The organism is Phytomonospora sp. NPDC050363 (assembly GCF_040655735.1).
Classification (GTDB): domain Bacteria; phylum Actinomycetota; class Actinomycetes; order Mycobacteriales; family Micromonosporaceae; genus Phytomonospora.
On record NZ_JBFAKK010000010.1, the window covers coordinates 199211 to 212289 of the forward strand.

Annotated in this window: 11 protein-coding genes and 1 pseudogene; 8 read left to right on the plus strand and 4 right to left on the minus strand. The window is 72.4% G+C overall.

Going from position 1 to position 13079, the window contains the following annotated elements; translation table 11 throughout:
* Nucleotides 1–2: 2 nt before the first annotated feature.
* A complete protein-coding gene (locus AB0I28_RS26175; protein ID WP_357497566.1) occupies nt 3–899 on the minus strand; it encodes a GNAT family N-acetyltransferase in 897 nt (298 codons plus the stop codon).
* 66 nt (nt 900–965) lie between these two features.
* Here AB0I28_RS26175 and AB0I28_RS26180 point away from each other — a divergent pair, with 66 nt between their 5' ends.
* The 6 genes and pseudogenes from AB0I28_RS26180 (at nt 966) to AB0I28_RS26205 (ending at nt 5583) form a co-directional block, all read left to right on the plus strand.
* The gene (locus AB0I28_RS26180; RefSeq protein ID WP_357497568.1) at nt 966–1628 is read left to right on the plus strand and encodes a prepilin peptidase; all 663 of its coding nucleotides are present in this window, start codon (nt 966–968) and stop codon (nt 1626–1628) included.
* A 13-nt stretch (nt 1629–1641) separates the two neighbouring features.
* A complete protein-coding gene (gene aroC / locus AB0I28_RS26185; protein WP_357497570.1) occupies nt 1642–2820 on the plus strand; it encodes a chorismate synthase in 1179 nt (392 codons plus the stop codon).
* Nucleotides 2817–3308 (plus strand): annotated as a pseudogene (locus AB0I28_RS26190) (shikimate kinase); the annotation flags it as partial. The gene aroC and the pseudogene AB0I28_RS26190, both read left to right, overlap by 4 nt.
* Complete coding sequence (gene aroB, locus AB0I28_RS26195; protein WP_357497784.1) at nt 3297–4382, plus strand: 3-dehydroquinate synthase; 1086 nt, start codon at nt 3297–3299, stop codon at nt 4380–4382. The pseudogene AB0I28_RS26190 and the gene aroB, both read left to right, overlap by 12 nt.
* Nucleotides 4379–4825: a type II 3-dehydroquinate dehydratase gene (gene aroQ, locus AB0I28_RS26200; protein WP_357497572.1), complete on the plus strand. Its 447-nt coding sequence runs from the start codon at nt 4379–4381 to the stop codon at nt 4823–4825. Before aroB ends, aroQ begins: the two co-directional genes overlap by 4 nt.
* A gap of 83 nt (nt 4826–4908) precedes the next feature.
* Nucleotides 4909–5583, plus strand: coding sequence for a hypothetical protein (locus tag AB0I28_RS26205; RefSeq protein ID WP_357497574.1), 675 nt, complete (start codon nt 4909–4911; stop codon nt 5581–5583).
* 1465 nt (nt 5584–7048) lie between these two features.
* Here AB0I28_RS26205 and AB0I28_RS26210 read toward each other — a convergent pair.
* Nucleotides 7049–7705: a response regulator transcription factor gene (locus tag AB0I28_RS26210; protein WP_357497576.1), complete on the minus strand. Its 657-nt coding sequence runs from the start codon at nt 7703–7705 to the stop codon at nt 7049–7051.
* A complete protein-coding gene (locus AB0I28_RS26215) occupies nt 7654–8964 on the minus strand; it encodes a sensor domain-containing protein (protein WP_357497578.1) in 1311 nt (436 codons plus the stop codon). The genes AB0I28_RS26210 and AB0I28_RS26215 overlap by 52 nt, the downstream gene beginning before the upstream one ends.
* A gap of 130 nt (nt 8965–9094) precedes the next feature.
* Here AB0I28_RS26215 and AB0I28_RS26220 point away from each other — a divergent pair, with 130 nt between their 5' ends.
* Both AB0I28_RS26220 and AB0I28_RS26225 read left to right on the plus strand, forming a co-directional pair.
* Nucleotides 9095–9847, plus strand: a complete 753-nt coding sequence (locus AB0I28_RS26220; RefSeq protein ID WP_357497580.1) for an ABC transporter ATP-binding protein — start codon at nt 9095–9097, stop codon at nt 9845–9847.
* Nucleotides 9841–12285, plus strand: a complete 2445-nt coding sequence (locus AB0I28_RS26225) for an ABC transporter permease (RefSeq protein WP_357497582.1) — start codon at nt 9841–9843, stop codon at nt 12283–12285. Before AB0I28_RS26220 ends, AB0I28_RS26225 begins: the two co-directional genes overlap by 7 nt.
* On the opposite strand, the gene AB0I28_RS26230 is transcribed toward AB0I28_RS26225, so the two are convergent.
* The gene (locus AB0I28_RS26230) at nt 12272–12985 is read right to left on the minus strand and encodes a winged helix-turn-helix domain-containing protein (RefSeq protein WP_357497584.1); all 714 of its coding nucleotides are present in this window, start codon (nt 12983–12985) and stop codon (nt 12272–12274) included. The two genes, AB0I28_RS26225 and AB0I28_RS26230, sit on opposite strands and share 14 nt — an antisense overlap.
* Nucleotides 12986–13079: the final 94 nt, after the last annotated feature.

The window sequence follows — 13079 nt, forward strand, 5'->3', positions numbered from 1 at the left end:
TGTCACTCCGATTTGGCGACGCTGCGGCCCATGCTGATCTCCTCCAGCGCCGGGACGTAGCCCAGGCGGGTGTTGACCGCGAGCATGGGCGCGTTGGCGTCGGAGTTGGCGGTGTAGACGAGGGCGACGCCCTTGGCGGCGGCCTTGTGCAGCGAGACCGTCTTCACCAGCGTCGCCAGTCCGCGCCCGCGACGGTCGGCGCGCGTACCGGCCAGCGAGTTGAACCCGCGCCCCGCACAGGTGTTGAGGAAGGTCAGGGCGACCGGCTCGGAGCCCTCGAAGGCGACGATCGAGCAGTCCCGGTCGCTGACGGAACCGTTGACGGCGAACTTCAGCCAGGACTCGAACGTGAAGCCCGGTCCGTCGCCGCGCCCGGGCATGTCGGCGCCGGCGGCGCGGTACAGCTCGAAGACCGGCTCGTACTCGGCGATGTCGGCGAGTGTGCTGAGCGTGACGCCGGCGGGGATGCGCGGGACGGGCGGCACCTCGCGCGGGTCGACGGCCGAGATCAGCCAGCGACTTCCCGGGGTGAAACCCTTCGCCTCGGCGAAGGAACGCCCCTCTGAGGTGGTGACCCGCGCGCGGACCCGCGTCGCGGGAAGGGTCGCGCGGTGGGCGTCGAGGGCCTCGTGCATCGCCGTGCCCACGCCTTTGCGCCGGGCCCCGGGAGCCACACTGATCACCTGCAAGGCGGTGATGGGGCCATGGTCGCTCAGCGACAGCGAACCCGACGCGACGATCCGGCCGTTCTCCTCGGCGACCAGGCTCAACTGGCACAGCTCCGGCGGCGGTTTCTCGTCACGCAAGGCGGCGGCGTCGACGAGTGCGTGCGGATAGCAGACGGCGGTGAGGGCGGCGCGCTCCTCGGCGTCCTCAGGCCGGGCCGGACGAATCAGCATCACGACAGCATGCCCGACCGCGGATCCTCACATCGACTCCGTCCTATTTGCGTCGTATGTGTACACATGAGGGTGATCTTCTCCGCGCTCTTCGCCGCATTCCTGGGCCTCGCCGCGACCGGCCCGCTCACCCGCGCCGTCCGGCCGCACCAACCCGCCGCCTCGGCCCCCGCCCTCGCCATGACCACCGCCGGCCTCCTCACCGCCCTCGCCCTGCGCGGCGGCCTCCCGCCGCCTGTCCTCGCCGCACTGGCCGCCCTCACCGTTCTCGGCGTCGCACTCGCCGCCGTCGACACCGCCGCCCACCGCCTTCCCGACGCGCTCGTCCTGCCCGCCTACCCCCTCCTCATCGGCGCCCTCGCCCTCACCGGCCACCCCACCGCCCTCACCCGCGCGCTCGCCGCGTCGGGCGCATGCCTGGCCGCCTACGGCGCCGTGCACCTCGTCGCGCCCTCCGCGCTCGGCTTCGGCGACGTCAAACTCGCCGGGCTCCTCGCCCTGCCCCTCGGCTGGCTAGGGTGGAAAGCTGTGGCGGCGGCCACGGTGACCACACTCGCCGTCGGCGGCCTATCCGCGTTCTACGCCCTGCGCCGAGGCCGCAGCCATGTGCCCTACGGGCCGCCGCTGCTGGTCGGGGCCTATCTGGCCGTCCTCGCGGGCTTAACCGGCACCGTCCCGCGACCTGGGACGCGCCGCCCACCTGCTGATCGGACACCGCCGCCTGCGTGACACACTTGCCAGCGTGTTGCGTTGGATGACTGCCGGAGAATCACACGGACCGGCCCTGGTCGCGATCATCGACGGCCTGCCCGCCGGCGTCGAGGTGACCACCGAGGCCATCACCGCCGAACTCGCCCGCCGCCGGCTGGGCTACGGCCGCGGTGCGCGAATGAAGTTCGAGCGGGACGAGGTCGAGATCATCGGCGGTGTCCGCCATGGACTCACGCTCGGCTCGCCGGTCGCGATCCGCGTCGGCAACACCGAGTGGCCCAAGTGGGAGACGGTCATGTCGGCCGACCCGGTCGACCCGCAGCTGCTGGCCGAGCAGGCCCGCAACAAGCCCCTGACCAGGCCCCGGCCCGGCCACGCCGACCTCGCCGGCATGCAGAAGTACGCCCACGACGACGCCCGACCGATTCTTGAGCGCGCCAGCGCCCGGGAGACCGCCGCGCGCGTCGCCGTCGGCACCGTCGCCAAGGCGTTCTGCAAGCAGGCCGTCGGCATCGACATCCTGTCGCACGTGGTCGCCCTCGGCGACGTCGCCGCCAAGCCCGGGATCCTCCCCGAGCCCGGCGACGAGGACCAGATCGACCGCGACCCGCTGCGCTGCCTCGACCCCGACGCGTCGGCCCGCATGGTCGCCGCCGTCGACGCCGCCAAGCAGGACGCCGACACCCTCGGCGGTGTCGTGGAGGTCCTCGCCTACGGTGCCCCTCCCGGACTGGGCTCCCACGTCCAGTGGGACCGCAAACTCGACGCCCGCCTGGCCACCGCGCTCATGTCGATCCAGGCGATCAAGGGCGTCGAGATCGGCGACGCCTTCACTCAGGCCCGCTCACGCGGCTCGGTCGCGCACGACGAGATCGTCGGCACCACCGAGGGCGTCAAGCGCCTCACCGACCGCGCCGGGGGCCTCGAAGGCGGCATCACCACCGGTGAACCCGTCCGCGTCCGCGCCGCGATGAAGCCCATCTCCTCGCTGACCCGGCCACTGTCGACCATCGACGTGACCACCGGCGAGGCCGCCGCGGCCATCGCCCAGCGCTCCGACGTGTGCGCCGTCCCGGCCGCCGCGATCGTCGCCGAGGCCATGGTCGCCTTCGTCCTGGCCGAGGCCGCGCTGGAGAAGTTCGGCGGCGACTCGGTGGGCGAGACCCGCCGCAACCTGACCGGCTACCTGGAGAATCTGCTGATCCGATGAAGCCCGTCTGCGTGATCGTCGGTCCTCCCGGCTCCGGCAAGACCACCGTCGGCGCCGCCCTCGCCGAACGCCTCGGCGTCGCCTTCCGCGACACCGACCTCGACATCGAGGCCCTCGCCGGCAAGCCCATCCCGGAGATCTTCATCGACGACGGTGAGGACCACTTCCGGGCCCTCGAACGCGAGGCGATCGCCACCGCCCTCACCGGCCACGGCGGCGTCCTCGCCCTCGGCGGCGGCGCGATCCTCGCCGAGGCGACCCGCGAGCTGCTGCGCGAGCACCACGTCGTCTTCCTCAATGTCGGCCTGTCCGAAGCCGTCCGCCGCGTCGGCCTCGGCGCCGGGCGCCCGCTGCTGGAGATGAACCCGCGCGCGACGCTGAAGGTCCTGATGAACCAGCGCCTGCCGTTCTACCGCGAGGTCGCCACCGTCGCCGTCGAGACCGACGAGCGCGAACCCGCCCTCATCGTCGACGAGCTGCTGCCGAACCTCGCCGCCGGACCGGCGCGCATCTCCTTCGGCGGCGCCGCCCACTACGACGCCGTCGTCGGCCGCGACCTGTGGTCGCAGCTCCCCGAACACCTGCAGGGCGCCGCGCAGGCGGCGATCCTGCACACCTCGCACCTCGCCGAGCGCGCCGCGCGCCTCTCCGAGACCGTCGCCGAGGCCGGCGTCAAGCCACTGCTCATCGAGGTCCCCGACGCCGAGGCCGCCAAGACCGTCGCGGTCGCCGCCGACTGCTGGGACCGCCTCGGAGCCGCCGGCTTCACCCGCACCGACGTCGTCATCGGCCTCGGCGGCGGGGCCGTCACCGACCTCGCCGGCTTCGTCGCCGCCTCCTGGCTGCGCGGTGTCCGCGTCATCCACCTGCCGACCTCCCTGCTGGGCATGGTCGACGCCGCCGTGGGCGGCAAGACCGGCGTCAACATCGGGGCCGGCAAGAACCTCGTCGGCGCCTTCCACGCGCCCGCGGTCGTACTGTGCGACCTGTCGACCCTGGACAGCCTCCCGCAGGCCGACCTCGCCGCCGGTCTCGCCGAGGTCGTCAAGTGCGGCTTCATCGCCGACACCGAGATCCTGCGCCGCGTCGCCGCCGACCCGAAGGCCGCGCTGACCGCCGACTCGGCCCTCCTCGCCGACATCGCGGCGCGCGCCATCCGCGTCAAGGCCGAGGTCGTGACCGAGGACCTGCGCGAGTCGGGCCGCCGGGCGTTCCTGAACTACGGGCACACCTTCGCCCACGCCATCGAGAAGGTCGAGAACTACCGGTGGCGGCACGGGGACGCCGTCGCCGTCGGCATGGTCTTCGCCGCGCACCTCGGGCGCCTCACCGGCCGCGTCGACGTCGTGGAGCGGACCGTCACCCTGCTGGAGTCGCTCGGACTGCCGGCCCGCTACGAAGGGGGCCGCTTCGACGAACTGCTGGCGGCCATGCGCGTCGACAAGAAGTCGGTGGGCGCCACCATGCGCTTCGTGCTTCTCGACGACCTCGCCGCGCCGTCCCTTGTCGACGATGTGACGGCCGATCAGCTCCGCACCGCCTACGCCGAGGTGAGCTCATGACCACCGCCGACGTGCTGATCCTCAACGGGCCCAACCTCAACCGGCTGGGCACCCGCGAGCCGATGATCTACGGGCACTCGACGTACGCCGACCTCGTGGCCCTCTGCGAGGAGGCCGCCAAGTACCTCGGGCTGGTCGCCGAAGTGCGGCAGACCAACGCCGAGCACGAGCTGCTCGGCTGGCTCCACGAAGCGGCCGACGAGAACGTGCCGGTCGTGCTGAACGCGGCGGCGCTCACCCACACCTCCATCGCCATCGGCGACGCCTGCGCCATGCTGACCGCGCCACTCGTCGAGGTGCACATCTCGAACGTCCACAAGCGCGAGGAGTTCCGCCACCACTCGTACGTGTCGGCCCACGCCGACGCGGTGATCGTGGGCGCGGGCGTCAACGGGTACCGGCTGGCGCTCCAGCACATCGTGGAGCTGCTCGGCCGAGGGTGAGGCGGGATGAGGGGCGGGGGCGGGATCGCCTTCGCGCCACGAAACCAGTGGCCGCCGGGTTGGGAGTTTCCTAGCCTCATGCCATGCGCCTGACCGATCACCCATGGCGGATCACGGTGAGCACGGCCCGGTTCAAGGGGCGCGAGTACCGGGTCCTGCGTCCGGCCGCGACCGCCGCCCACGCCGCGCTCTACCAGACCTGGAGCGGCGGGCAGCTCATGGTCGACCGGGCGGCCGCTGCCGAACTCGCGGCGGCCTGGTGGCTGGCAGCGCGCTCAAGGCACAGCCTGGTGCACCTCCCCCTGCGCACGGCGGTGGGAGAGTGCGGAGCCGAGGAGGGTTCGCCCCGCCTCGACCTGGTGCTGCTGCACCACAGCTTGGGTTTCCCGGTGTCGCGGTGGAAAGAGGTGCGCGCCCGGACGCGCGGCGGTGCACCGCAACTGGTGCGACTGCCCCCTGGTGCCCTGCCGTCGTTCGGCAGGGAGGAGCACATGCGTTCGCACTACCGGGAGTCGCGAGACGCTCTGCACTGGGACCTCGCAGCCGACACCCTGTTCCTGATCGGGAGCCGGCGCGCCTTCGAGTGGGAGGCCGAACAGTTGAGGCGCCTCGCTGAGGAAGGCCCGGCGGACGTCGCGCGCACTCCCGACGTGCACCTCTGCGCGGAGATCGAGATGGGTTCCAGGGGGTACTGGCGACCGGGACGACGCAGGCCTTACGGGGAGGTGCACGTGGAGTGGTGTCCGAAGCACCGGTGAGGTTGGTGCGGGGTGCGGGGTGCGGGGTGCGGGGTGCGGGGTGCGGGGTGCGGGGTGCGGGGTGCGGGGTGCGGGGTGATCTGGTGGTCGGGGTCGCGTGGGAAAGACCGTCCGCACCAACCCAGCGCGGGCACAGCACCAGCGAGGGGTGTCGGCGCTGGCGCCGCTCAAGTGGCGGCTTTGCTGGCGCGTCAGCCACGGGTAGGTTGCCGGAACGGCACCGGACGCGCACACCAGCGGCAGTGCTGGCTGTGTGCCGGTGTCGGTTGGCGGCGGCGCTGCATCGCCTCTCCGCGCGACGCCCGCACCGGACTCCCGTCGGTCGCGCGAGCCGTCGCGGGTACCGGGGTGGCTCAAGGTACAGCGTCATTCGCGCATCTGCGCATACGTCACGGCCCAGGCCACGGGGACGCCCGCCGCCAGATGGGCTGTCACCGCTTCGTATTCGTCACCGGCACTTTCCGCGCCGCACTACATCGCCACCTGCGACGCCGGCGTCGCAGTGAGACGGCCTTGCCCGGGCCCCCGCCGACCGGTTCGAAGACGACGTGCTGGAGACCGCAGAACGGCCCGCGCCCGCACTCGCGCCGTGCTCGTGCCATCATCCCACCGCTTGCCCGCTTGCCCGCTTGCCCGCTTGCCCGCTTGCCCGCTTGCCCGCTTGCCCGCTTGCCCGCTTGCCCGCTTGCCCGCTTGCCCGCTTGTGGTCTCGTTCCGACGGAGGGCTGTGCGTCTACTTCCGGCCTCCCTCAACCATTTCCGGCCCGGCGCTGTGCATGGCTTGCTCGGAGAGCAGTGCCAGGCGCGCGAGAGCGACCCGCGCATCGCGCTCGTGTCACCGCCATCCCTACGGTCTCGGCGAGTCTCTGCGCGCCACCGCGGGCCACGACAGCATCGGTCTCGCATCGGTCTGCCCGGATGCCTGAGCCGCCCGGCCGGCTCGTCCATGCTGCCGAGCGGAGCCGAGCGGAGCCGAGCGGAGCCGAGCGGAGCCGAGCGGAGCCGAGCGGAGCCGAGCGGAGCCGAGCGGAGCTGCGGGGAGGCTGGCGGGCTTTCGCGGGCAGCGTTGGTGGCGCGTTCAGGTCGTGCTCAACAGGAACTCGGACGCTTCCGCCAGAGGCCACTGTCTGGGGCCGCTGTTGGCCCGGGTACTCGTATCCAGGCTCGATGCCGTCTGCCGTTGCTGCGGTCGCCGGGGGTCGCTGTGGTCACCGCTGTCTCTGCCGCCGCCCATTTCTCGCCATTCCTCCGGCCCGGCACGGCATCGTACGGCCCGGCCCGATACGGCCCGGCCCGGCCCTGCGCAGCCCGGCGCGGCGGGCCGCAGGCCGGCGTTCCCGGTCCTCCGTTCCCGGTCCTCCGTTCCCAGTTCCCCGTCTTCCGTTCCCCGTCGTACACTCTCCGTTCCCTGTCGTACACTCTCCGCTCTCCACTCTCCGCTCTCCGCTCTCCGTTCGTGCGGGCGTTAGCGGAGGTAGCGGAGGACGGCCATGACGCGGCGGTTGTCGTCTTCGGTGGCGATGAGGCCGAGGCGGGTGAAGATGCCGGTGACGTGTTTGGCGACGGCGGCTTCGGAGACGAAGAGGGCCTTGGCGATGGCGGCGTTCGAGCGGCCCTCCGCCATGTGGGAGAGGACCTCCTTCTCCCGGGTGGACAGGGCGGCGAGGGGGTCGCGGTTGCGGCGGACCAGCTGTTTGACCACGAGGGGGTCCACGACGGTGGCGCCGGTGAGGACACGGTCGACGGCGGCGGCGAACTCGGTGATGTCGGCGATGCGGTCCTTCAACAGGTAGCCGACTCCGGATTCCCCGTCGACGTCGAGGAGTTCACCGGCGTAGGTCGCCTCGATGTACTGGCTGACCACCATCACCGCCATCTCCGGGTACTTGCGGCGGAGCTCGATCGCGGCGACTAGGCCCTCGTCGCTGAAGCCCGGCGGCATGCGGACGTCGGTGATGACGAGGTCGGGGAGGTAGGCCGAGACGGCGTCGCGGAGTTTCACGGCGTCGCCGACGACGGCCACGACGTCATGACCGAAGCGCCGCAGCAGTCCGGCGATGCCCTCGGCGATCAGGACCCCGTCTTCTGCGAGGACGACGCGGGCCGTTCGCTGCGATGCCAAGGGATCTCCACATGTACTCGGGTCGGGCCGCCGGGCGGACTCGACAGGCTCAAGGTGCCGTCGACGACGGCGATCCGGTCGGCGAGGCCGGTCAGACCGGTGCCTTTGGCCGGGTCGGCGCCACCACTGCCGTTGTCGATGATCTCAAGACGCAGCCAGGAGGTGTCGGCCTCCACCGCGAGTCGCATCGTGGTGGCGCTGGAATGGCGGGCGATGTTGGCCATGGCCTCGCGCGCGGCGAAGTACACGGCCGTCTCGACCTCCGATGGCGGTCTCTCCGGTGGCAGCGCGATCTCGGTGTCGACGGGAATGCCGACATGGTCGAGTGCCTCTTCCAGGGCGGGCCCGAGACCGCGGTCGACGAGGACCTGCGGATGCACGCCGTTGATGAGTTCGCGGACCTCGGCAAGCGCTGCGGTGGACTCGGCGCGGGCACGGTCGAGGAGGGCCTGGAGTTCCTCGCCCTCGGCGAGTTTGGCCAGCCCGAGGGTCATGCTCAGGGCGAGCAGCCGTTGCTGGGCGCCGTCGTGGAGGTCGCGTTCGATGCGGCGGCGTTCGGCGTCGAAGGCGGCGACCAGGCGAGCGCGGGAACGGGTGACGGCGGTGAGGCGTTCGCGGACATCGTCGGCGGGGACCGACAGCAGGAGGCGCGCGAGCGCTCCGCGCGCGGCCGCGTAGAGAGTGACGAGGTAGAGCCCGGCGGCCAGGCCGGCGATCCCGGCGGGCACGGCGAGCCAGGCCTGGAGTGGGTCGTCGATGAGCCAGAGTTTGACGAGTTTGACCTCGCCGTCTCCGGTGAGAGCGAGGGCCGCGGGTGCGGCGATGAGGCTGGTGGGGGCGATCAGGGCGAAGCCGAGGACGAGCAGGTCGAAGGGCCACAGGACGGTGGCGTGGAGGAGCGTGTAGCCGAGGGCGCGCCAGGTGCTCGCCTCGGTGAGGCGGGTCCTGGCCCATGAGCTCAGGCCCGGGCGAGGCGGTTCGCGGTGCGGGTCGTGCGCGGGATTCGGGTCGACGAGGCGCAGGCGCAGGCGTTCGACGACGCCGACGGGGATTCCGGAGAGCGCGGCGGCGACGAGCAGCGGGATGCCGATGAGGATGACGGCGAGAGCCGCGCCGAGCACCACCAGGCTCGTCACCGTGACGAGCGCGGCGAAGCCGGCCACGGCGCCGGTGGCGACGTAGGCCGCGGAGCGCCAGGGCCACCGGCCTCGCAGGAGGCGGCCCGAGCTGAGGGCCTCCCATGCCGTCGAGTTGTTCATGAGTCGACCGTACGGGCTGGTGGGAGGCGGGTCACTGGTGCTGGTTCTACATGTGGGGTAGAAGTTCTTCTACCTCGGAACTAGCACTGCCTCCGCTGCGTTCGGCCCGGTTTTCCGGTGTGCTTTATCCATGACGAACGCAGTCCGGCTGACCGGTCTCCGCAAGACATATGGCGCAGGTGAGAGCGCGGTCCACGCTCTCGCCGACGTCTCCCTCTCCTTCGCCACCGGCGGGTTCACTGCGGTGATGGGCCCCTCGGGTTCGGGCAAGTCCACATTGCTCCAATGCGCGGCCGGGCTGGACCGGCCGGATGCCGGTTCGGTGCTCCTCGGCGGCGGGGACCCGGTCGAGTTGACGGGTCTGTCGGAGAAGCGGCTGACGGTGCTGCGCCGGGAGCGGATCGGTTTCGTGTTCCAGTCCTTCAACCTGTTGCCGACCCTGACCGCCGAGCAGAACGTGGGTCTTCCGGTGCGGCTGGCCGGGCGGCGGGTCCGCCGTTCGGCGCTTCGTGAGGCCCTGTCCCAAGTCGGCCTGGAGGGCAGGGGCGGTCACCGCCCGCATCAGCTCTCCGGCGGGCAGCAGCAGCGGGTGGCCTTGGCTCGCGCGCTGGTGACCCGCCCGGCGGTCCTCTTCGCCGACGAGCCGACCGGGGCTCTCGACACCGAGGCCAGCGGACAGGTCCTGCGCCTGTTGCGGGGCCTGGTCGACGCGCACGGCCTCACCGTGATCATGGTGACCCATGACCCGGTGGCGGCCTCCTACGCGCACCGAGTGGTCTTCTTGGCGGACGGGCGTCCTGCGGGCGAGGAGCGCTCGCCGAGCCCGGAGCGGGTCGCTGCGGCCCTGGCCGGGCTGCGCACGGCGGCGGTGGCGGCATGCTGACCTCTCCGTTCACCCTGATCACGATGGCCTGGCGAGGGTTGCGCTCGCGCTGGACGACCTTCGCCGCCACCTTCGTCGCGCTCGCCTTGGGCGTCGGGCTGGTCGCGGCCATGGGGCAGGTCCTGGCCGGTACTTTCAGCGCGCCCGACCGTGAGCCGGTGCGCTATGCCGAGGCGCCGGTGGTCGTCCGTTCGCTCGCCGAGTTGCGCGTCGAGGCCGAGCACGGGCCCCGGACCGAGCCGCTGCCCGGTGCGCATCCCTTGTCTCCGGCACTGCTCGACCGGCTCGCGGAGGCCGGGGAGGTCACCGTCGACCGGGTCTTCGAGGTCGGACTGCCCGACGGGCCCGCCACCGGCCGGCCATGGGCGGCGGCCCGCTTCTCCGGCACCGAACCGGTGTCGGGACGCGCCCCGGTGGGGGCCGGAGAGGTCACGCTCGCCACCGGCGCGGGGGAGGTGGGCGATGAGCTCACCGTCTACACGGGACTGGGCCCCGCCCGCTACCAGGTCGTGGGCCTGGCGCCGGTCGGCGAGGAGGCGACGGTGTACTTCAGCGACGCCGAGGCCGCGCGGCTCGACCCGGTGGTCCGCTTGGTGGTCGTGGACGCAGCCGAGGAGACCGTGCGCGGGATCGTCGGCTCGGAGGGCGAGGTCTTCGCCGGCGACGAGCGAAGCCTGCTCGACCCGGCGAACGCGCGCGACACCGAGGCCCTGGTGGCGGCGAACTCCCTGGTCGGCACGGCGGGAGGGATCGCGGCCTTCGTCTCGATCTTCGTGGTCGCCTCGACCTTCGCCTTCGCCGTGGGCCAGAGGAGGCGGGAGTTCGCGCTCCTGCGGGCGGCGGGGGCGACGCCCCGGCAGGTCCGCCGGACGGTCATGACGGAGGCGACCCTGCTCGGGCTGGCGGGCTCCGCCGCCGGTTGCGCGCTCGGGGACCTCGGTGGACCGGAACTCGCCGCCTGGTTGCGGGAACTGGGAATGGCGCCGCCGTGGTTCGTGGTGGGGAGCTCCCCGGCGCCGGTCTACCTCGCCTTCGCGGTCGGTGTCCTGGTCTCCTGGTGCGGGGCCTGGGCGGCGTCGCGCCGGGCCGGCGGGATCGGACCGACCGAGACCCTGCGGGAGACGCACGTGCAGCCGAGTGGCCTGTCACCGCTTCGGTGGGTCTTCGGCCTGGCGGCCCTGGCGGGAGCGCTGGCGATGCTCGTCCAACCACTCCTCGAAGGACCGGCGAGTCTGCTCAAACGCAAGCAGTACACGCCCCTGGTCCTGCTGGTCCTCATCGCGCTCGCCGTGCTCGCACCGGTCCTGGTGCCCCCTGTCGCGCGGCTGGTGACCTGGCCCTTGAGCAGGCTGCGCGGTGCGACGGGCATGCTGGCCCGGGAGTCGGCCCTCGCGGCATCGGGCCGCACGGCGGCCACGGCCGCGCCGGTCCTGCTGACGGTCGGGCTGGCGGTCTGCCTGCTCGGAGCCGCGGCGACCGTCGACAACGCCCGGACCGAGGAGGAGGCCGCACGGGTCACCGCCGAGTACGTGATCGGACCCGGGCTCTCACCGCACCTGACAGAGGAGATGGCGACCGCCGCCGCCGGGGTCCCCGGCGCGGAGGTGACGGCGACGCGGGAGACCGTCCTGTTCGACCTGGAGGAGGACACCGCCCTGCTGCGCAGACAGGCGCGGGCGGTGGATCCGGCCGTGTTCGGCGCCTCCCTGACCCTCCCTGTGCTGGCCGGTGCGCCGGCTGAACTCGACGACGACTCCATCGTCGTCGACACCGAGTGGGGCCGCGAACTCGGCGAGCGGGTCTCCATCTGGCGCGCCGACGGTAGCCCGGTGACCCTGCGGGTCGTCGCGGTACTGCGAGAAGGAGCGGGCGGCAACGGCGCCTACGTCACCGCCGCCAACGCGCCCGGCGCCGAACTCGGTGAACTGCTGGTCTCGACTGGCGAAGGGAGTGACAGCGCGGTCGTCGCCGCAGGACTCCGGGCGGCACTCGAACCACTCGGGGCGGAGAGCGTGAGCCGTGCGGAGTGGGCGTCGGCCGAGAGAGCCGAGGCCGGGGGCGCCACCCGCCTGGGCATGCGGGTGGTCCTCGGCATCGCCCTGACCTACACGGGTCTGTTCGTCGCGGGAACGCTCGTCATGGCAACGAGGGACCGGCGCCCGGAACGCCGGCTGCTGCGCATGGCCGGAGCGACCAGCCGGCAGCTGCTTCAGGTCCTGGCCCTGGAGACGGTGCTCGTGCTGGTCGTCGGAACGCTCCTGGCGGCCCTTGCCGGAGTGCTGGTCCTCGGTGGGATGTCGTTGGCGCTGCTGACCTTGACAGGGACGGGTGCGGTGGTCGTGCCGTGGGCGCTGACGGGCGCGGTCGTCGGGGCCTGCGGGCTGGTGGCGCTCGCATCGGCGGTGGGCGCGGCGCTGCCGGGACTCAGCCGACCATGAGTTCCTGGCGGGTGATGCCTAGCAGGTCGGCGAAGGCGCCGTAGCCCTCCTCGGTGACGCGCATGCCGCGCGTATCACCGACGCGCACGACCCAGCCCCGATCGGTCACCGTCTCGCGCAGCCCGGAGGCCGCCGCGCCCGCCAGGTGTGGGCGGCGCTCGGTCCAGTCGATGCACTCCCGCAGGACCGGGCGTCGCTTGCCGCGCAGACTCCCGAGGTCGACCCCGAGTTCGGCGAACCACCGTTCGCCCGCACCGGTGACGAGCGGGTGCTCGTCGACCTCGACGAGCTTCTCGCGGACCAGGGCATCGGCGACCGCGACACCGAGCCGCCCGGCGAGGTGGTCGTAGCAGGTCCGGGCCGTGGCCAGGGCGCGCTGCCGGTTCGAACCCTTCAACGAGGTGACCTTCGGCAAGGGGGCGTCCAGCCGGGAGGTGAGGTTCTCCAGCAGCTCGGCGACCTCCGGGTCGGTGATCCGAACATAGCGGTGGCGGCCCTGGCTGTAGTAGGTCACGAAGCGTGCTTCGGCCAGGCGGGTCAGATGGCCGCTGACGGTGGAGGGCGCGACCTCGGCGTGGCGGGCCAGCTCCCCGGCGGTCCACGCCCGGCCGTCGAGCAGGGCGAGCAGGATCGCCGCCCTGGTCTTGTCGGCCAGGACGGAGGCGAGCTCGGCGAGTGGCGCGGCCTGCGGGTCGGTCATTGATCCAGTCTGCGTCCCCGACCTTGCGGCCGGCGCCGAAGGGTGGCCGCGATCGGCCATAAGCGCTTGTCCGGTGCCCGTCGCGCGGTGAGGA